This window comes from Streptomyces sp. NBC_00045 (assembly GCF_045041095.1).
Taxonomy (GTDB): domain Bacteria; phylum Actinomycetota; class Actinomycetes; order Streptomycetales; family Streptomycetaceae; genus Streptomyces.
On the sequence record NZ_CP108271.1, the window covers coordinates 5,804,471 to 5,822,529 of the forward strand.

At 72.9% G+C, this 18,059-nt stretch carries 16 protein-coding genes; 9 read left to right on the forward strand and 7 right to left on the reverse strand.

Annotated features, from left to right (window positions below; all coding sequences use genetic code 11):
• Positions 1–3: 3 nt before the first annotated feature.
• Positions 4–1,698 carry a proline--tRNA ligase gene (locus tag OHA65_RS27360; RefSeq protein ID WP_327278836.1) on the forward strand — a complete coding sequence of 565 codons (1,695 nt, stop codon included), beginning with the start codon at positions 4–6 and terminating at the stop codon, positions 1,696–1,698.
• 45 nt (positions 1,699–1,743) lie between these two features.
• On the opposite strand, the gene OHA65_RS27365 is transcribed toward OHA65_RS27360, so the two are convergent.
• Genes OHA65_RS27365 through OHA65_RS27380 form a run of 4 tightly spaced genes read right to left on the reverse strand, consistent with a single transcriptional unit; the run spans position 1,744 to position 4,662 of the window.
• The gene (locus tag OHA65_RS27365) at positions 1,744–2,685 is read right to left on the reverse strand and encodes a slipin family protein (RefSeq protein WP_327278837.1); all 942 of its coding nucleotides are present in this window, start codon (positions 2,683–2,685) and stop codon (positions 1,744–1,746) included.
• A 42-nt stretch (positions 2,686–2,727) separates the two neighbouring features.
• The gene (locus OHA65_RS27370) at positions 2,728–3,630 is read right to left on the reverse strand and encodes an aminoglycoside phosphotransferase family protein (RefSeq protein ID WP_327278838.1); all 903 of its coding nucleotides are present in this window, start codon (positions 3,628–3,630) and stop codon (positions 2,728–2,730) included.
• Positions 3,631–3,646: 16 nt separating this feature from the next.
• A complete protein-coding gene (locus tag OHA65_RS27375; RefSeq protein ID WP_327278839.1) occupies positions 3,647–4,105 on the reverse strand; it encodes a ferritin-like domain-containing protein in 459 nt (152 codons plus the stop codon).
• On the reverse strand, positions 4,102–4,662 hold the full coding sequence (locus OHA65_RS27380) for a hypothetical protein (protein WP_327278840.1): 561 nt from the start codon (positions 4,660–4,662) through the stop codon (positions 4,102–4,104). The genes OHA65_RS27375 and OHA65_RS27380 overlap by 4 nt, the downstream gene beginning before the upstream one ends.
• Positions 4,663–4,817: 155 nt before the next feature.
• Between OHA65_RS27380 and rimP the strand changes: the two genes are divergently transcribed.
• From rimP to OHA65_RS27420, 8 genes are all read left to right on the forward strand, one after another.
• Positions 4,818–5,315 (forward strand): ribosome maturation factor RimP, encoded by a 498-nt coding sequence (gene rimP / locus OHA65_RS27385; protein WP_327278841.1) that lies wholly within the window; start codon positions 4,818–4,820, stop codon positions 5,313–5,315.
• Positions 5,316–5,317: 2 nt separating this feature from the next.
• Positions 5,318–6,328, forward strand: coding sequence for a transcription termination factor NusA (gene nusA, locus OHA65_RS27390; protein WP_327278842.1), 1,011 nt, complete (start codon positions 5,318–5,320; stop codon positions 6,326–6,328).
• Between the two features lie 120 nt (positions 6,329–6,448).
• Positions 6,449–6,736 carry a YlxR family protein gene (locus tag OHA65_RS27395; protein WP_327278843.1) on the forward strand — a complete coding sequence of 96 codons (288 nt, stop codon included), beginning with the start codon at positions 6,449–6,451 and terminating at the stop codon, positions 6,734–6,736.
• A gap of 148 nt (positions 6,737–6,884) precedes the next feature.
• Positions 6,885–10,013 carry a translation initiation factor IF-2 gene (gene infB, locus OHA65_RS27400; protein WP_327278844.1) on the forward strand — a complete coding sequence of 1,043 codons (3,129 nt, stop codon included), beginning with the start codon at positions 6,885–6,887 and terminating at the stop codon, positions 10,011–10,013.
• A gap of 153 nt (positions 10,014–10,166) precedes the next feature.
• On the forward strand, positions 10,167–10,460 hold the full coding sequence (locus OHA65_RS27405; protein ID WP_327278845.1) for a DUF503 domain-containing protein: 294 nt from the start codon (positions 10,167–10,169) through the stop codon (positions 10,458–10,460).
• Positions 10,461–10,487: 27 nt separating this feature from the next.
• Positions 10,488–10,940 carry a 30S ribosome-binding factor RbfA gene (rbfA, locus tag OHA65_RS27410; RefSeq protein WP_030227571.1) on the forward strand — a complete coding sequence of 151 codons (453 nt, stop codon included), beginning with the start codon at positions 10,488–10,490 and terminating at the stop codon, positions 10,938–10,940.
• Positions 10,937–11,845, forward strand: a complete 909-nt coding sequence (truB, locus tag OHA65_RS27415) for a tRNA pseudouridine(55) synthase TruB (RefSeq protein WP_327278846.1) — start codon at positions 10,937–10,939, stop codon at positions 11,843–11,845. The genes rbfA and truB overlap by 4 nt, the downstream gene beginning before the upstream one ends.
• Before the next feature lie 334 nt (positions 11,846–12,179).
• Positions 12,180–13,136, forward strand: coding sequence for a bifunctional riboflavin kinase/FAD synthetase (locus OHA65_RS27420; RefSeq protein WP_327278847.1), 957 nt, complete (start codon positions 12,180–12,182; stop codon positions 13,134–13,136).
• A gap of 88 nt (positions 13,137–13,224) precedes the next feature.
• On the opposite strand, the gene OHA65_RS27425 is transcribed toward OHA65_RS27420, so the two are convergent.
• The 3 genes from OHA65_RS27425 to eccE form a co-directional block, all read right to left on the reverse strand.
• On the reverse strand, positions 13,225–15,792 hold the full coding sequence (locus OHA65_RS27425; protein WP_405762590.1) for an SCO5717 family growth-regulating ATPase: 2,568 nt from the start codon (positions 15,790–15,792) through the stop codon (positions 13,225–13,227).
• Positions 15,793–15,970: 178 nt separating this feature from the next.
• The gene (locus OHA65_RS27430) at positions 15,971–16,669 is read right to left on the reverse strand and encodes a hypothetical protein (protein WP_327278849.1); all 699 of its coding nucleotides are present in this window, start codon (positions 16,667–16,669) and stop codon (positions 15,971–15,973) included.
• Positions 16,666–17,940, reverse strand: coding sequence for a type VII secretion protein EccE (gene eccE / locus OHA65_RS27435; protein ID WP_327278850.1), 1,275 nt, complete (start codon positions 17,938–17,940; stop codon positions 16,666–16,668). Before eccE ends, OHA65_RS27430 begins: the two co-directional genes overlap by 4 nt.
• Between the last annotated feature and the right edge of the window lie 119 nt (positions 17,941–18,059).

Consider the following 18,059-nt stretch of genomic DNA (forward strand, 5'->3'; position numbering starts at 1 on the left):
GACATGTCATCGCAACACGTGCAGCGCATGTCCCGCCTCATGGCCAAGACCCTCCGCGAGGACCCGGCCGACGCGGAGACCCTCAGCCACCGCCTCCTCGTCCGCGCCGGATACGTCCGCCGCAGCTCCGCCGGAGTGTGGACCTGGCTGCCGCTCGGCAAGAAGGTCCTCGACAACGTCTCGCGCATCGTCCGCGAGGAGATGGACGCGATCGGGGCCCAGGAGGTGCTGCTCCCGGCGCTGCTGCCGAAGGAGCCGTACGAGGTCAGCGGGCGCTGGTCGGAGTACGGTGACCTGCTCTTCCGGCTCAAGGACCGCAAGGGCGCGGACTACCTGCTCGGCCCCACCCACGAGGAGATCTTCACCCTGGTGGTGAAGGACCAGTGCACGTCCTACAAGGATCTTCCGGTCATGCTCTACCAGATCCAGACCAAGTACCGGGACGAGGCCAGGCCGCGCTCCGGGGTGCTGCGGGGCCGCGAGTTCCAGATGAAGGACTCCTACTCCTTCGACGTGAGCGACGAGGGACTCGCCGAGTCGTACGCCCTGCACCGCGCCGCCTACCAGCGGATCTTCGAGCGCCTGGGCCTGGACCACCGCATCGTGTCCGCGGTGTCGGGAGCGATGGGCGGCTCGGCGTCGGAGGAGTTCCTCGCGCCCGCCGCGGCCGGCGAGGACACCTTCGTGGACTGCCCGTCGTGCGACTACGCGGCGAACACGGAGGCCGTGACCTTCGCACTGGCCCCGGTGGACGCCGAGCACCCCGCGATCGAGGAGGTCGACACCCCCGACACCCCGACGATCGAGACCCTCGCAGCGCACCTGGGCGTACCCGCGTCGGCGACGCTGAAGAACCTCCTGGTGAAGGTCGACGGCGAGATCACGGCCGTGGGCGTGCCCGGTGACCGGGAGGTGGACCTCGGCAAGCTCGGCGAGCACCTCGCCCCGGCCGTCGTGGAGTTGGTGACGGCCGAGGACTTCACCGACCGTCCGGACCTGGTGCGCGGCTACGTCGGCCCGCAGGGCCTCGGCAAGGTCCGGTACCTGGCCGACCCCCGTGTCGCGCCCGGCACTTCGTGGGTGACCGGCGCCAACAAGCCGGACACGCACGCCCGGAACGTGGTCTGCGGGCGGGACTTCGAGGTGGACCAGTACCTCGACGTGGTCGTCGTCGAGCCCGGCGACCCCTGCCCGCGCTGCGGCGCCGGGCTCCGGCTGGACCGCGCGATCGAGATCGGGCACATCTTCCAGCTGGGCCGCAAGTACGCGGACGCCTTCGGGCTGGACGTGCTCGGCCGCGAGGGCAAGCCGGTGCGGGTCACGATGGGCTCCTACGGCATCGGCGTCTCCCGGGCGGTGGCCGCGCTGGCCGAACAGACCGCCGACGAGCGCGGCTTGGCCTGGCCGGCGGCGGTGGCCCCGGCGGACGTCCATGTGGTGGCGGCCGGCAAGGCGGTCCCGCTGGCGCTGGCGGAGCGTGCGGCCGAGGCCCTGGCGTCGTCCGGGCTCCGGGTCCTGCTGGACGACCGGCCGGGCCTGTCCCCGGGCGTGAAGCTCACGGACGCGGAACTGATCGGGGTCCCCTGGATCCTGGTGGCGGGCCGCCGGTCCGCCGACGAGGTGGTCGAACTCCAGCACCGCGTCACGGGCACCCGCGAGGAACTCCCCCTGGCGGAAGCCCTCGCCCGCCTGACCTGACCTGACCCGCGCCCGCGCGCCCCGGCCCCGCACCGGCCCGTGCTCCTAGGCCGCCGACGGCCCTTGTTCCGCGTCGGTGGGCGGCGGTGCGGCCGCCGGGGCGGCCCCGTCCACGGGCGGGGCGGGTTGCGCCGGTCCCTCCAGCGGGGGAGCGGGCTCCGGGGCACGGTCCGCCACGGCGGGTGCGGCGGCCGGCGCGCGACCGGGCACGGGGTCCGCGACCGGCGCCGGGGCGGCCCGCTCCAGGAAGCGCAGGAGCTCCACCGGGAAGGGGAGCACCAGGGTCGAGTTCTTCTCGGCGGCGACCGCGACCACCGTCTGCAGCAGGCGCAGTTGGAGCGCCGCCGGCTGCTCCGACATCACCGCCGCCGCCTCGGCCAGCTTCTTCGAAGCCTGGAGCTCCGCGTCCGCGTTGATGACCCGCGCCCGCCGTTCGCGGTCCGCCTCGGCCTGCCGCGCCATCGACCGCTTCATCGTCTCGGGCAGCGAGACGTCCTTGATCTCGACCCGGTCGATCTGCACGCCCCACCCCACCGCCGGACTGTCGATCATCAGCTCCAGCCCCTGGTTGAGCTGCTCCCGGTTGGACAGCAGGTCGTCCAGGTCGGACTTGCCGATGATCGAGCGCAGTGAGGTCTGCGCCATCTGGGAGACCGCGAACCGGTAGTCCTCGACCTCGATGATCGCGTTCGCCGGGTCCACGACCTTGAAGTACACGACCGCGTCCACCCGCACGGTGACGTTGTCCCGCGTGATGCCCTCCTGCGCGGGCACCGGCATCGTCACGATCTGCATGTTCACCTTGCGCAGGTGGTCGACGAGCGGCAGGACCATGGTGAAGCCCGGCCCGCGGATCCCCTCCCGCACGCGGCCGAAGCGGAAGACCACGCCCCGCTCGTACTGTCGGACGACCCGTGAAGCCACGCCCGCGTACACCGCGATGCCCGCGGCTGCCGCGATTCCCGCTGTCAGCAGTTCCTGGAGCATGACGGCCTCCTGCGGAGCACCTACCCGTATCTACGGTATGCCCTACAACCAGGTCGCGAATTCCAGGAGCAGCTCCGCGTCCCGCCGCCGCCCCGCCGCCAGCGCCCGGTTCCCGGACTCCACCGCCCGGAACAGCGTCCAGCCCCGCAGCCGGTCCCGGTCCAGCTCCAGGGAGTCGGCCAGCTTGTTCACCCGGCGCCTGGCGCCCGCAGCCCCGGCCGACGACGCGACCTGGTCCTCCAGCCGGTCCCGGACCAGCCGGGCCAGGTCGTAGGCGCGGTCCCCGATCAGCGGGTCCGGCCCCACCGCCAGCCACGGTGCCCGCTCGCCCGCCAGCACCTTGCCCTGCCGGAAGTTCCCGTGCAGCAGCAGCTCCTCGCCGGGCAGGGCCGTCAGCTCCTCGCGGACCGCGAGCGCGGCGGAGGCCAGGGCCGCGGCCTCCGGCGGGGCCTTGCGCAGGGCTTCCGCCTGCTGGGCGGTGCGCTGCGCCACCGTCTCGAACGGGTGCCCGGCCGGCGGGGCCACCCACAGCCGGCGCAGCGTTCCGCACGCCTCCAGCAGTGCCTTCGCCTCCGGGAGCGAGCGCAGGGACACCTCCGGGTGGAGCCGCTCCAGCAGCAGCGCCCCGTCCTCGTCGTGGTGCCGGGTGTCGAGGACCCGTACGGCCCCGAAGCCGCCCCAGTGCGCCAGCGCGGCCAGCTCCCGGTCGGACCGGGCCTGCGGGGGAGCCAGCTTCAGCGCGGCCGGCGTCCCGTCGGCGTAGTGGACGAGGACGACCAGACTGCTCCGGCCGCCCGGTGCCTGCACCCGCTGGGCCCGCACTCCACGCCGGGCCAGCGCCGCCTCGGCGAGCCGGGGCAACTGCCCCAGCCAGTCAGCGTTCTGCGCCGATTCCGGCGTCTCGCCGAGCGCCCGTACGAGCCGCTGCGGCGGTTCGAAAGCCATGCGTGCGTGATCCCTTTCAGCTGGTCCGGGCTCGTTCTCCACGTTCCGTGAGCCCAGGGAAGGCTACGCCGACACCGCGCCAGCGTGCCGCGCGCAGGGCCGCGGCGCTCAGCGCGTCGGCCGCCTCGCGGCGCAGCCGGCCGTCCGCCGCCCGCACCAGGTCGGAGTAGGCGCCCGCCACCCGGTCCTCGATCTCTGCGGCCAGCCGCTCGGCGTCGGCCGGCCCGCGCACCTCGAAGGGCAGGGCGTACGCGGCCTCCGCAGGCCGGGGCGCACCGCCCATCTCGCGCACCGTGCGGGCGAGAGCGTCCCGGCGCGAGAGGTGGCCGCCGTACGCCTCGCGGGCCTCGGCCGCCCGGGCGGAGGAGGCCCGGGCCCCGACGACCCCGTAGCCGTACGCGGCCGCGTGCTCGGCGGCGAGCGCGGACTGCGCGGCCTCCAGGGCGCGGTTCGTGGGGGAGGGCGGGGTCTTCACGGCTTGGCTCCCTGGGGCGAGGTCAGCAGGTACGCGTGTACGGCGCCGCAGGCGGCCACCGAGGCGAGGAGCCGGGCCAGCTCCCCGGGCGCCCCGGCGAGGGCGATGGTCCGGGCCTCGGCCAGGCTCCGCTCCGCGTCCGCCAGGGCGGTCAGGGCTTCGTCGGGCTTCGGCGGTACGGGCTCGGCGCTCGCCACGGGTGCGCCGGCCGGGGCGGACGAAGCCGAGGGCGAGGCGGAGGGTTTGCCGCTCGGGCCGTCCGCCCCGCCGTCAGCGGAGGCCAGTGCCGCGCGGTGCGCGGCGACCGCGGAGCGCAGCGGCGCGAGGCGTGCGGCCAGGGCCGGATGGGCGGCGGCGGTGGCGTCGTAACGTTCCAGCAGCCGCTGACTCTCCCGAACGGCCGTCTCGCGCATCCGCCGTTCGAGTGAAACCCCGGTGGCGGTGTCCGACGTACCGTCCCCGTCGGAGCACCCGGTGAGCAGCACGGCGCCGGCCGCACCGGCGGCGCCGACGAGCAGGCTCCGGCGAGAGGGCCGCGAAGGCAGGGTCCAGGGCACGGCGACATCCTCGAAGGTGATGGCGGGGCAAGGTGTGATCACGGTACCCGGGGCCCCCTGCGGACGGCGGACGGCAACACCCTCCGCGACCGGATACCCTTTGACCTGACACGCGACGGAAACACAACAGCACACGCGGCCGAGGAGTCACCCGGATGAGCACCACCCAGAGCGACAGGCTGCGCGGATTGCTGGAGCCGCTCGTCGCCGCCAGGGGCCTGGATCTTGAGGACATCGAGATGTCCAAGGCCGGCAAGCGCCGGATGCTGCGCATCATCGTGGACTCCGACGAGGGCGTGGAGCTGGACACGTGTGCCGAGCTGAGTCGAGAGGTATCCGACAAGCTCGACGAATCCGACGTGATGGGCGAGGACGAGTACGTCCTCGAAGTGAGCTCGCCGGGCGCCGACCGCCCGCTGACCGAGCACCGTCACTACGTACGGGCGATCGGCCGCCTCGCGAAGTTCCAGCTCGTCGAGGGCGGGGAACTGATCGCCCGCATCCTCGACGTGGACGACGAGGGCATGGACCTTGAGGTCCCGGGCGTGAAGGGCCGCAAGGCGACCGCCCACCGCATCGCTTTCACCGACATCGCCAAGGCGCGGGTCGAGATCGAGTTCAACCGCAAGGACAAGAAGGAAGAGGAGGCGTAGCCGTGGACATCGACATGAGTGCCCTGCGGGGTCTGGTCCGGGAGAAGGAGATCTCCTTCGACCTGCTCGTCGAGGCGATCGAGTCGGCCCTCCTCATCGCGTACCACCGCACCGAGGGCAGCTTCCGGCGGGCGCGCGTGGAGCTGGACCGTACCAACGGCCACGTCGTCGTGTGGGCGACGGAGGACCCGCGGGACCTGGAGGAGGGGCAGGAGGCCAAGGAGTTCGACGACACCCCGTCGGACTTCGGCCGGATCGCCGCGACGACCGCCAAGCAGGTGATCCTGCAGCGTCTGCGTGACGCCGAGGACGACCTGACCTTCGGCGAGTTCGCCGGCCGTGAGGGCGACGTCATCACCGGCGTCGTCCAGCAGGGCAAGGACCCCAAGAACGTCCTCGTCGACATCGGCAAGCTGGAGGCCATCCTGCCGGTGCAGGAGCAGGTCCCCGGCGAGGAGTACACGCACGGCCTCCGGGTCAAGGCGTACGTCGTACGGGTGGCGAAGGGTGTCCGCGGCCCGTCCGTGACCCTGTCGCGCACCCACCCCAACCTGGTGAAGAAGCTCTTCGCGCTGGAGGTCCCGGAGATCGCGGACGGCAGCGTGGAGATCTCGGCGATCGCCCGCGAGGCCGGCCACCGCACCAAGATCGCCGTACGGTCCACCCGTTCGGGCCTCAACCCCAAGGGCGCCTGCATCGGCCCGATGGGTGCCCGTGTGCGCAACGTCATGGCCGAGCTGCACGGCGAGAAGATCGACATCGTCGACTGGTCGGACGACCCGGCGGAGATGGTCGCGAACGCGCTGTCACCCGCCCGGGTGAGCAAGGTCGAGGTCGTCGACTGGGACTCGCGCTCCGCCCGGGTGACCGTGCCCGACTACCAGCTGTCGCTGGCCATCGGCAAGGAGGGCCAGAACGCCCGCCTCGCCGCGCGGCTCACCGGCTGGCGCATCGACATCCGTCCCGACACGGAGGTGTCCCCGGACGCCGACCGGGCCCGGGACGGGGAATAAATCCGGTACCGGTCGGGGCTCTCCGACCGGTAGACAGGAATCAAGACAGCAGATCGCGACAACATCCGTTCGATTTTTCGCCCGAAGGGGTGAGGTCGGTACGGGGAGGTAGACTTAGGCGTGTCTGGCCGGACGCAAGCCCGCGCATGCCCCGAACGCACCTGTGTGGGGTGTCGGGAGCGAGCGGCCAAGAGCGATCTGCTGCGCATCGTGGCGATCGGGGACGAATGCGTCCCCGATCCACGCGGTACGCTGCCCGGCCGGGGTGCCTACGTGCACCCTGCCCTGGTCTGTCTGGACAAGGCGGTCCGTCGCAGAGCGTTCCCCCGGGCCCTTCGGTCCCCGGGAGCACTCGACACGACCGGACTGAGCGAAGCCGTGGCCGTCGTGGCCGAGGCGACACCGTAAGAAGTAGTACGGCACGGATACCCCGTGCGGTCAGGTACCTCGCGAGTTGGAAGTAGGTCGAGATTGCGATGAGCACTCGATGAGTACGCGATGAGTACGCCCATGAAGTAGCGACGGTCCGGCGTAACCCGGACCTAAAAGGAGCGAAGTGGCTAAGGTCCGGGTATACGAACTCGCCAAGGAGTTCGGAGTTGAGAGCAAGGTCGTCATGGCCAAGCTCCAGGAACTCGGTGAGTTCGTCCGTTCGGCGTCCTCGACGATCGAGGCGCCGGTTGTACGCAAGTTGACTGACGCACTGCAGGGGCCCGGCGGCAGCGCCGGCAAGTCCGCTGCGAAGCCGGGCGCGCCCCGCAAGGCCGCGCCCGCCAAGCCCGGGGCTCCCACCCCGGGTGCCGTTGCACGTCCCGCTGCCCCGAAGCCCGGCGCCCCGGCCCCCAAGCCGGCCGCTGCCGAGGCTCCGGCTCCCAGCGCGTCCGCCCCGGTGACCCCGGCCGCCCCCGGCCCGCGTCCCGGCCCGAAGGCTCCGGCCGCCCCCAAGCCCGCTCCGGCGGCTCCCGTGGCGACCGAGTTCTCCGCGCCCCCGGCGGCCCCCGCCGCCCCGGCGCGCACCGAGCGTCCCGCCGGTTCCGGCGCGACCCCCGGCCCGCGTCCGGCGCAGCAGCGTCCCGCCCAGGGCGGCCAGAGCGGCGCCCGTCCCGGCGCGCCGCGTCCGCAGGGCACCGCGCCCGGCCAGGGACAGCGTCCCGCCGGTCCCGGTTCCCAGGCCCCGCGTCCGCAGGGCGCCCGTCCGGCCGGTCCCCGTCCGGGCAACAACCCGTTCACCTCTGGTGGCTCCACCGGCATGGCGCGCCCGCAGGCGCCCCGTCCGGCCGGCGCGCCCCGTCCCGGTGCCCCCGGCGCAGGCGGCGGCCAGGGTGCTCCGCGCCCGCAGGGTGGTCCCGGTGGCGCTCCGCGTCCCCAGGGTCCCGGCGGCGCCCGTCCGACCCCGGGCGGCATGCCCCGTCCGCAGGGCGGCGCCCCGCGTCCCGGTGGTGCTCCCGGCGGTAACCGTCCGAACCCGGGCATGATGCCGCAGCGTCCCGCTGCCGGTGGTCCCGGTCCCCGTCCCGGCGGCGGCCCCGGTGGCCGTGGTCCCGGTGCCGGTGGCCCGCGTCCCGGTGGCGCCGGTCGTCCCGGCGGCGGCGGCTTCGCCGGCCGTCCGGCCGGTCCGGGCTCGCGTCCCGCGGGCGGCGGCGGCTTCGGCGGCCCGCGTCCCGGTGGCGGCGGCTTCGGCGGCGGCCCGGCCGGTGCCGGTGGCGGCGGTCGTCCCGGCTTCGGTGGTCGTCCCGGCGGTCCCGGTGCCCGTGGTGGCACGCAGGGTGCCTTCGGCCGTCCCGGCGGGCCCGCCCGTCGTGGTCGCAAGTCGAAGCGTCAGAGGCGCCAGGAGTACGAGGCCATGCAGGCCCCGTCGGTCGGCGGCGTGATGCTGCCCCGCGGCAGCGGCGAGACCGTTCGCCTGTCGCGCGGTGCGTCCCTCACCGACTTCGCCGAGAAGATCAACGCCAACCCGGCGTCGCTGGTCGCGGTCATGATGAACCTCGGCGAGATGGTCACTGCCACGCAGTCCGTCTCCGACGAGACCCTCCAGCTCCTTGCGGGCGAGATGAACTACACAGTTCAGATCGTCAGCCCGGAGGAGGAGGACCGCGAGCTCCTGGAGACCTTCGACATCGAGTTCGGTGAGGACGAGGGCGGCGAGGAATACCTCATGCCGCGTCCCCCGGTCGTCACCGTCATGGGTCACGTCGACCACGGTAAGACCCGACTGCTCGACGCCATCCGCAAGACGAACGTCGTCGCGGGCGAGGCCGGCGGCATCACCCAGCACATCGGTGCCTACCAGGTGGGTACCAACGTCAACGGTGAAGACCGCAAGATCACCTTCATCGACACCCCGGGTCACGAGGCGTTCACCGCCATGCGTGCCCGTGGTGCCAAGTCGACCGACATCGCGATCCTCGTGGTCGCGGCCAACGACGGCGTCATGCCGCAGACGATCGAGGCGCTGAACCACGCCAAGGCCGCCGGCGTCCCGATCGTCGTCGCGGTCAACAAGATCGACGTCGAGGGTGCCGACCCGGTCAAGGTGCGCGGTCAGCTCACCGAGTTCGGTCTGGTCGCCGAGGAGTACGGCGGCGACACGATGTTCGTCGACATCTCCGCCAAGCAGGGTCTGCACATCGACTCCCTGCTGGAGGCCGTCGTCCTCACCGCCGACGCCTCGCTCGACCTGCGCGCCAACCCGGAGCAGGACGCTCAGGGTATTGCGATCGAGTCCCACCTCGACCGCGGCCGCGGTGCCGTCGCCACCGTCCTCGTCCAGCGCGGTACCCTCCGCGTCGGCGACACGATGGTCGTGGGCGACGCCTACGGCCGTGTGCGCGCCATGCTCGACGACAAGGGCAACAACGTCGAGGAAGCGGGTCCGTCGACCCCCGTCCTGGTCCTGGGTCTCACCAACGTCCCCGGCGCCGGCGACAACTTCCTCGTCGTCGACGAGGACCGCACCGCCCGTCAGATCGCCGAGAAGCGTGCTGCGCGTGAGCGCAACGCCAACTTCGCCAAGCGCGTCCGCCGGGTGTCCCTGGAAGACCTCGACTCGGTCCTCAAGGCCGGTCTGGTCCAGGAACTCAACCTCATCATCAAGGGCGACGCGTCCGGTGCGGTCGAGGCCCTGGAGTCCTCGCTGCTCCAGCTCGACGTCGGCGAAGAGGTCGACATCCGTGTCCTGCACCGCGGTGTGGGTGCGGTCACCGAGTCCGACATCGCCCTGGCGATGGGCTCCGACGCCATCGTCATCGGTTACAACGTCCGTGCGGCCGGCCGTGCCGCGCAGATGGCGGACCGCGAGGGCGTCGACGTCCGCTACTACTCGGTGATCTACCAGGCCATCGAGGAGATCGAGGCGGCCCTCAAGGGTCTGCTCAAGCCGGAGTACGAAGAGGTCGAGCTCGGTACGGCGGAGGTCCGCGAGATCTTCCGCTCGTCCAAGCTGGGCAACATCGCGGGTGTCCTCATCCGTTCCGGCGAGGTCAAGCGCAACACCAAGGCGCGGCTCCTGCGCGATGGCAAGGTCATCGCCGAGAACCTCACCATCTCCGGTCTGCGCCGCTTCAAGGACGACGTCACCGAGATCCGCGAGGGCTTCGAGGGTGGTATCAACCTCGGTTCCTTCAACGACATCAAGATCGACGACGTCATCGCGACGTACGAGATGCGCGAGAAGCCCCGCGCGTAAGCGCGAGGCACATCGCACCGTGTCGTAACCCCGGGGCCGGTCGGCGGAATATCCGTCGATCGGCCCCGGCCGTTGCGTGTACGGTTCTGGTGACCCTGCCGCGCGACGGCCGGCAGGCCACCGAACCCGCACCGGCGGGATATCCGGAACTGAATGTACGTGGGGACTCTGTCCTTCGATCTGCTCCTCGGCGACGTCCACTCGCTGAAGGAGAAACGCTCCGTCGTTCGACCCATCGTCGCCGAGCTCCAACGCAAGTTCTCCGTGAGCGCGGCCGAGGTGGGAGACCAGGATCTGCATCGCAGGGCCCGCATCGGGGTCGCTCTGGTCAGCGGGGACGCGGGGTTCCTCTCGGACGTACTGGACCGCTGCGAGCGGCTGGTCGCGGCGCGTCCGGAAGTGGAGCTGCTGTCGGCACGACGGCGGCTGCACGGTGATGAAGACTGACTGCAAGACAAAGAAGGAGACGGACCAGTGGCCGACAATGCGCGGGCGAAGAAGCTGGCGGACCTCATCCGGGAGGTGGTGGCCGAGAAGCTGCAGCGCGGAGTCAAGGACCCCCGCCTCGGTACGCACGTGACCATCACGGACACCCGGGTCACCGGCGACCTGCGGGAGGCCACGGTCTTCTACACGGTTTACGGTGACGACGAGGACCGCGCCAGCGCGGCGGCGGGCCTCGAAAGTGCCAAGGGCGTACTGCGCTCCGCGGTCGGCCGGGCGGCGGGAACCAAGTTCACGCCCACCCTGACCTTCGTCGCGGACGCGCTCCCCGAGAACGCCAAGACCATCGAGGACCTCCTCGACAAGGCGCGCGCCTCCGATGCCCAGGTGCGCGAGGTGTCCTCCGGCGCCCAGTACGCCGGCGACGCCGACCCGTACAAGAAGCCGGGCGACGAGGACGACGAGGACGCAGCCGCGGAATGAGCACCAACGCAGGGAAGACTCCGGACGGTCTTGTCATCGTCGACAAGCCGTCCGGCTTCACTTCGCACGACGTGGTCGCCAAGATGCGCGGGATCGCCAAGACCCGGCGCGTCGGCCACGCCGGCACGCTCGACCCGATGGCGACGGGAGTCCTCGTCCTGGGCGTCGAGAAGGCCACCAAGCTCCTCGGCCACCTCGCGCTCACCGAGAAGGAATACCTCGGCACGATCCGCCTCGGCCAGAACACGCTGACGGACGACGCGGAAGGTGAGATCACCTCCTCGACGGACGCCTCCGCGGTGACCCGCGAGGCCGTGGACGAGGGCATCGCCAAGCTGTCCGGCGAGATCATGCAGGTCCCGTCGAAGGTCAGCGCCATCAAGATCAAGGGCGTGCGCTCCTACAAGCGCGCGCGGGACGGCGAGGACTTCGAGATCCCGGCCCGGCCGGTGACCGTCTCGTCGTTCCAGGTGTACGACATGCGGGACGCGGAAGCCGAGGACGGCACCAAGGTCGTCGACCTCGTCGTCTCCGTCGTCTGCTCCAGCGGTACGTACATCCGCGCCCTGGCCCGTGACCTGGGCGCCGACCTCGGCGTCGGCGGCCACCTCACCGCGCTGCGGCGCACGCGGGTGGGCCCGTACAAGATCGACCGGGCGCGGACCCTGGACCAGCTCCAGGAGGAGCTGACCGTCATGCCGATCGGCGAGGCGGCGGCCGCGGCCTTCCCGCGCTGGGACCTCGACGCCCGGCGGGCCTCGCTGCTCGCCAACGGCGTGCGGATCGAGATGCCGGACGCGTACCCCGCGGGCAAGGCGGTGGCGGTCTACGGACCGGACGGCCAACTGCTCGGGCTCGTCGAGAGCAAGGGCGGCAAGGCGAAGTCGCTGGCCGTCTTCGTCTGATCCGCACCGACTCCGTCATGACGTGGAGCGGTGAGCGCACATCACCTGCCGCTCACCGCTCCACGACCCCCCTCGGGTAGGTCTCTATCCACCCGGGCCTCCGTATTCACCCGTCCGAGCAGGCGCGCGGAGTGACTGGAGGGAGCGTTAGGGGGCGCTTTTCCGCCGCGCGCGCGGGCACTGCCACCGCCGGTGGGGCGCCGCCCGGCCGAGATGACACAGAGCGGCCCCTGCCAGATGCCGATGCGGGCCCCCGGGCACGGGCATGGCAGTCTTAGACCTGCAATCGGCAACCAGTACAGGGCCTACACGGTTCGGGCGAGGAGCGGTCACAGTGCAGCGCTGGCGTGGCTTGGAGGACATCCCCCAGGACTGGGGACGCAGCGTCGTCACCATCGGCTCGTACGACGGTGTGCACCGGGGCCATCAGCTGATCATCGGGCGGGCCGTGGCCAAGGCGCGCGCGCTCGGCGTGCCGTCCGTCGTCGTCACCTTCAGCCCGCACCCGAGCGAGGTCGTGCGCCCCGGCAGCCACCCGCCGATCCTGGCCCCGTACGACCGCCGTGCCGAACTGATGGCCGAGCTGGGCGTCGACGCGTTGCTGGTCCTGCCGTTCACGGCGGAGTTCTCGCAGCTCTCCCCGGCCGACTTCATCGTGAAGGTGCTCGTCGACAAGCTGCACGCCCGGGCCGTCATCGAGGGACCGAACTTCCGTTTCGGCCACCGGGCCGCAGGAAACGTCGACTTCCTGCGCGAACTCGGCGGCACCTACGACTACGAGGTCGAGGTCGTGGACCTCGTCGAGCGCGGCGCGGCGGGCGGCGGCGTGCCGTTCTCCTCGACCCTGGCCCGCAGGCTGGTCGCCGAGGGCGACATGGCGGGCGCGTCCGAGATCCTGGGACGGCCGCACCGGGTCGAGGGCGTCGTCGTACGCGGCGCCCAGCGCGGGCGCGAGCTCGGCTACCCGACGGCCAACGTCGAGACGCCCCCGCACACCGCCATCCCGGCGGACGGCGTGTACGCGGGCTGGCTCACGGCCAACGGCGAGCGGATGCCGGCGGCGATCTCGGTGGGGACGAACCTCCAGTTCGACGCCACCGAGCGGACCGTGGAGGCGTACGCGATCGACCGGGTCGGCCTGGACCTGTACGGACTGCACGTGACCGTGGACTTCCTCGCGTACGTGCGCGGCATGGCGAAGTTCGAATCGCTGGACGGCCTCCTCGAAGCCATCGCGGACGATGTGAAGCGGGCGCGGACGCTGACCGACACCTACGACGCGGAGCGCTGAGCCGGGGGCTGCCGCCCCACTCCCGTCCGCCCGCACGCACAAGGGCCCGTACCTCCCCGGGAGGTACGGGCCCTTCGTGCTGCCGTCGTCAGCCGAGGCGCGGATCGCGCGGGGGCTGCTGCGGGTGCTGGGGCTGCTGCGGCGACTGTTGCTGGGGCTGCCAGGGCTGGCCGGGCTGCGGGTAGGGCTGGCCGTACGGCTGGGGAGGCTGCTGGTAGGGGGACGGGGCCTGGGGTTGCCCGTACGGCTGGCCTTGCGGCTGAGGCTGCTGCGGAGCCGGCGGCTGCTGGTGCGGCTGCGGCTGCTGGGGCTGCTGGGGCTGGGGCTGCTGAGGCGCTCCCCAGTGGCCCGGCGGCGCCTGCTGGGCGGCGCGGACGAAGTCCTCGGCCACCAGCGCGGAGAGGTTGAAGTACGCCTCCCGGGTCTTGGGCCGCATCAGGTCGAGGTCGACCTCGGCGCCGGCCGCGAGGTGTTCGTCGAAGGGCACCACGACGACGCCCCGGCAGCGGGTCTCGAAGTGCTGCACGATGTCTTCGATCTTGATCATCTTGCTGGTCTCGCGGACCCCCGAGATGACGGTGAGGGAGCGGGAGACCAGGTCGGCGTACCCGTGCGCGGAGAGCCAGTCGAGCGTGGTGCTCGCGCTGCTGGCGCCGTCCACCGACGGGGTCGAGATGATGATCAGCTGATCGGCCAGGTCCAGGACGCCGCGCATGGCGGAGTAGAGGAGCCCGGTACCCGAGTCGGTGAGGATGATCGGGTACTGGCGGCCCAGCGTCTCTATGACGCGGCGGTAGTCCTCGTCGTTGAAGGTCGTGGAGACGGCCGGATCGACGTCGTTGGCGATGATCTCCAGGCCGGACGGGGCCTGAGAGGTGAACCGCCGGATGTCCATGTACGAGTTCAGGTACGGGATCGCCTGGACCAGGTCCCGGATCGTGGCCCCGGTCTCGCGGCGGACCCGGCGGCCGAGGGTACCGGCGTCGGGGTTCGCGTCGATGGCCAGGATCTTGTCCTGACGCTCGGTGGCGAGCGTGGCGCCGAGGGCGGTGGTGGTCGTGGTCTTGCCGACGCCGCCCTTGAGGCTGATGACGGCGATGCGGTAGCAGGACATGACCGGAGTGCGGATCAGGTCGAGCTTGCGCAGCCGCTCGGCCTCGGCCGCCTTGCCGCCGAAACGGAACCCGGAACGCTGGGGCTTGGGCTTCTGCTTGCCGCGCAGCAGGCGGTCGGAGGACAGCTCGACGGCGGCGGTGTACCCGAGCGGCGCTCCACCGCCGGCCGGGCCGGGCTGGTAGCGAGGATCGTGCGGCTGCGGGCCCGGCTGCGGCCCGGAGGACCACTGGCCGCTGCTGCGGGGGTCGTACTGCGGCTGCGGCTGTTGCGGCTGTTGCGGCTGAGGGGCTACGGGCGCGTGCTGCGCGGGCGGGAACGCGAAGTCACCTCCGTCCACGGGCGGCTGCGGCTGCGCCGGTGCGGGTGCCGGCGGGAAGCCGTAGCCGTCTTGGGGTGCGGGGGCGGGCGGGAAGGCGTCCTGGGGCGCCGGTGCGGGGGTGGAGGGGAACGCGTAGCTGTCCTGGGGCGACGTCGGGGCCGGTGCGGGGGCCGGGGGGAAGCCGTAGCCGTCTTGGGGTGCGGGGGCGGGCGGGAAGGCGTCCTGGGGCGTCGGTGCGGGCGCGGAGGGGAACGCGTAGCTGTCCTGGGGCGACGTCGGGGCCGGTGCGGGGGCCGGGGGGAAGCCGTAGCCGTCTTGGGGTGCGGGGGCGGGCGGGAAGGCGTCCTGGGGCGTCGGTGCGGGCGCGGAGGGGAACGCGTAGCCGTCTTGGGGCGACGTCGGGGCCGGTGCGGGGGCCGGCGGGAAGCCGTAGCCGTCCTGGGGGGTCGTGGTGGCGTGGAACGCGGGTGGCAGCGCCGGGAGTTCCCCTGCGGGTCCCCCGAAGGGGGCCTCCACGGGCGGGTGAACCGCGTCCGCGGGGCTGACGGGGCTCGGCACCTGCGGCGCGGGGACGGCGTCCTGGGGCGTCTGCGCCGCCACGGGCTCGGGGTTGCCGAACGGGATGGCCGTCCCGTCGGGCGGGGTGTCCTGCCGCTGGACGGGGTCGGGTCCCTCGACGGGGGCCTTCACGAACATCCCGGGCGTGTGGGTGGCCTCGGGCGCGGCGGCGGCCGGGGCCGGCATCGGAGCCGGCAGAGCGGGCACCTCGGCCGGTGGCGGGAGGGCCGCGGGCACACCGGTGCCGTCGGCGGAGGTGGTGACGGGGGCCGGCACGTCGGCCGGGGCCGGCGGGGCGGGTGCCTCGGCTGCGGGCGCAACGCCGTTGTCCGCCGCTGCCAGCGCCGGCGGGGCGGCGGTCTCGGCCGGAGCCGGGGCCGGCACCTGGGCCGGGACGCCTGCGCCGTCCGACGGCGTGCGGGGGGCCGGTGGGGCGATCCGCATCGTCGGGGGCGAGGCCACGTCCGTCGGGCGGTGGGGCTCGAAGCCGCTGCCCTCCGGGAGGCCCGGTACGGGAGCGGCAGGGGCCGCGCCCTGCGTGTACCAGGCCGGCGGGGTGTAGTCGATGGTGAACTCGCCCGTCACCTCGGGCTCCGCGTCGGACTGATCGTCCGTCGGGACGTCCCAAGTCCCGCCGCGCCTCTCGTTCCGATCGCCGCTCACTGGTCCTCCTGGTCTGTCGAACACTGGTCCGGCGCCCACCTCGACGCCGCGCCCGCGCCCAGCCTAATCGCGCGCCGACATCGGTGTCCGCCCCCCTCCGACGTCCCGCGTCGCCGGGGAGACCCTGCGTCTTTCGTGCCGGCGAGGCACCCGGTCCGCGGGCTTGCGGGCTGCGGGGTCAGTCGATGCGGCGGGAGGGGCCCAGGAGGCCCGTTTCCGCTTCCGTGCCCTGGGTCATCACGAACTGGCGGTCCCGCGGCGTGCACCACAGGGTGACCCCGTCGCCCAGCGTCGGCAGTGAATCCACCGCCGCCCCCGGCAGGTTCATCAGGCGGCCGAGTTGTTCCGCCTCGTCGGGGGACACCCGCTGCACGCCCACCAGGGAGGAGTTCTGCAGCAGCCTCGGCGCCGTGGGGCTGAGGTACGGCAGCAGGGTCAGCACCGACTGCCAAGGGCCCGCCACCACGCGCCCGCGCGGCGGCCGCATCCCGCAGTCACGGATCACCAGGACCGGACTGCCCGCCGACGCGCCCTGCGGCGGCACCCGGCCGACCTCGTGCAGGGTCACGCACTGCTGGCCGCCGCCCGCCGCCTGGGCCAGCCCGGACCAGGCCTGCCCGCGGCCGGTCTCCACCGCCACGCGCGCACCCGTGGCCGCCGCGCGCAGCGCCAGGACCTGCGCCGTCCACAGGCCGCCGATCAGCGTCACCTCGTACGGGGTCGGCCGGTTGATGCCGAGCACCGCCGGGCGGCCCTCGGCGTCCACGCCGATGACGACCCCGTCGTCCCCGACGGGCAGTGCCAGCACGTCCAGGTCCACCGCCGGGACCGCGTGCCGTTCCCGACGCGGGCCGATCAGCCCGAAGCCGCCCCTCATCGTGCCCCTCCCAGCGGCAGCGAGGCCAGCAGCCCCGGTACCTGTTCACGGTCGAGCCGGACCAGCCCGGTGCGCACGCCGCGGGCCGTCCGTTCCAGTTCCCTGCGGGCCGCCACGAGTTCCTCGTCGCTGCGCCCCGTGACCCGTACGTGGCCGGTCAGCGTCACGCCCTGGCGCTCTGCCGGAGCCATCGTCAGGCTGAAGTTCGTGGCCAGCGCCGGCAGCGAGGTCAGCAGTGCCACGAACTGCGGCAGGGACGCCGCCCCGCTGCCGCCGAGCTGCGGCCAGCGGCCTATCCAGTACGTGGTGTGCCGCCGGTCGTCGCACCGCCAGATGCGGGCCGTCTCCTCGGTCCGCCGGCCGGTGCTCGCCGAGCGCCCCGCCTGCGTGATCGCCATCGGGTTGGCGCACGAGGAGGTGGCCAGCGCGGCCGTCAGCTCCTGCTCGGTGAGCACGGTGGCACGGAACCCCGCCCCGGTCAGCCGGCTCGCCAACTGGTCGGCGGCGCGGACCACACAGCGCTGCGCGCCCCCGAGCCCGCCGCCGCGCGCGGTGACCGCCTCGGGGCACAGTTCGGGGTCGAGCTTGAGCGCGATCCAGGTCAGCCGGACGGCCGGAGTGCCCGTGGTGGCCTGGAGCGGCGCGTAGTTGCGGGTGGCCATCGACTGGGCCGGCAGGTGCGGGGCCGGCGCGGGCTGGGTGTGCTGCACCAGTTGCGCGGACTCCAGCCGGATGCCGTCGACTTCGAGGATGTCCCGGACGAGGGCCAGGGGCAGCGGCCGCGCCCCGCGGTCGGGCCGCAGCGCGGTGGCGTCCATGTCCACCTGGACGACGGCCGTCAGGAACGTCCCGTCACCGACCATGCCGACGGGCCGCCGGTCGCGGTCGCTGAACGTGAGGGTCCGCAGCGCCGGATCGGCCTCGACGAGCGGGGCCAGCCCCGGTTCGGTGCCCGCGGGCACGGCGAAGGACGCGGCCCTGCGGCGCCGGGAGCGCAGTGCGAGCGCACCGCCGATCCATTCGGGCAGGGAACGCTGGTGGCGGCGTACGACCGCGAGCACCACCAGGACGAGCGCCAACACACCGGCGGGAACCAGCAGCAGCGGTTCCACGACCCAGGCCACCAGGAGGGCGGCCACGGCGATCTGGAGCAGCACGAGTTGTTGCAATCGGAACGGGCCGAAGCGGCCCGGGCTCGACTTCGGATACGGCGTCACCCCGCCGCGTACGGGTGCGGGCGCGCCCGTCTGCGGCTGCGTCGCGGTGGCCATCAGGCGCCCACCTCGCCTTTCTGGGGCCGTACCCCGTGAGTAGCGGAGCCGGGAGCTGCCCGCCGCAGGGCCCCGGAATCTCCCCAATCCACCCCAACAAGCCCTGAATACCCCGACGA

Bases quoted from the DNA above. Each gene is read 5' to 3' on its own strand.
- OHA65_RS27360 (WP_327278836.1), top strand. From the start codon at position 4: ATGTCATCGCAACACGTGCAGCGCATGTCCCGCCTCATGGCCAAGACC.
- OHA65_RS27365 (WP_327278837.1), bottom strand. From the start codon at position 2,685: ATGCTCCAGGAACTGCTGACAGCGGGAATCGCGGCAGCCGCGGGCATC.
- OHA65_RS27370 (WP_327278838.1), bottom strand. From the start codon at position 3,630: ATGGCTTTCGAACCGCCGCAGCGGCTCGTACGGGCGCTCGGCGAGACG.
- rimP (WP_327278841.1), top strand. From the start codon at position 4,818: ATGAGCACCACCCAGAGCGACAGGCTGCGCGGATTGCTGGAGCCGCTC.
- OHA65_RS27405 (WP_327278845.1), top strand. From the start codon at position 10,167: ATGTACGTGGGGACTCTGTCCTTCGATCTGCTCCTCGGCGACGTCCAC.
- truB (WP_327278846.1), top strand. From the start codon at position 10,937: ATGAGCACCAACGCAGGGAAGACTCCGGACGGTCTTGTCATCGTCGAC.
- OHA65_RS27430 (WP_327278849.1), bottom strand. From the start codon at position 16,669: ATGAGGGGCGGCTTCGGGCTGATCGGCCCGCGTCGGGAACGGCACGCG.
- eccE (WP_327278850.1), bottom strand. From the start codon at position 17,940: ATGGCCACCGCGACGCAGCCGCAGACGGGCGCGCCCGCACCCGTACGC.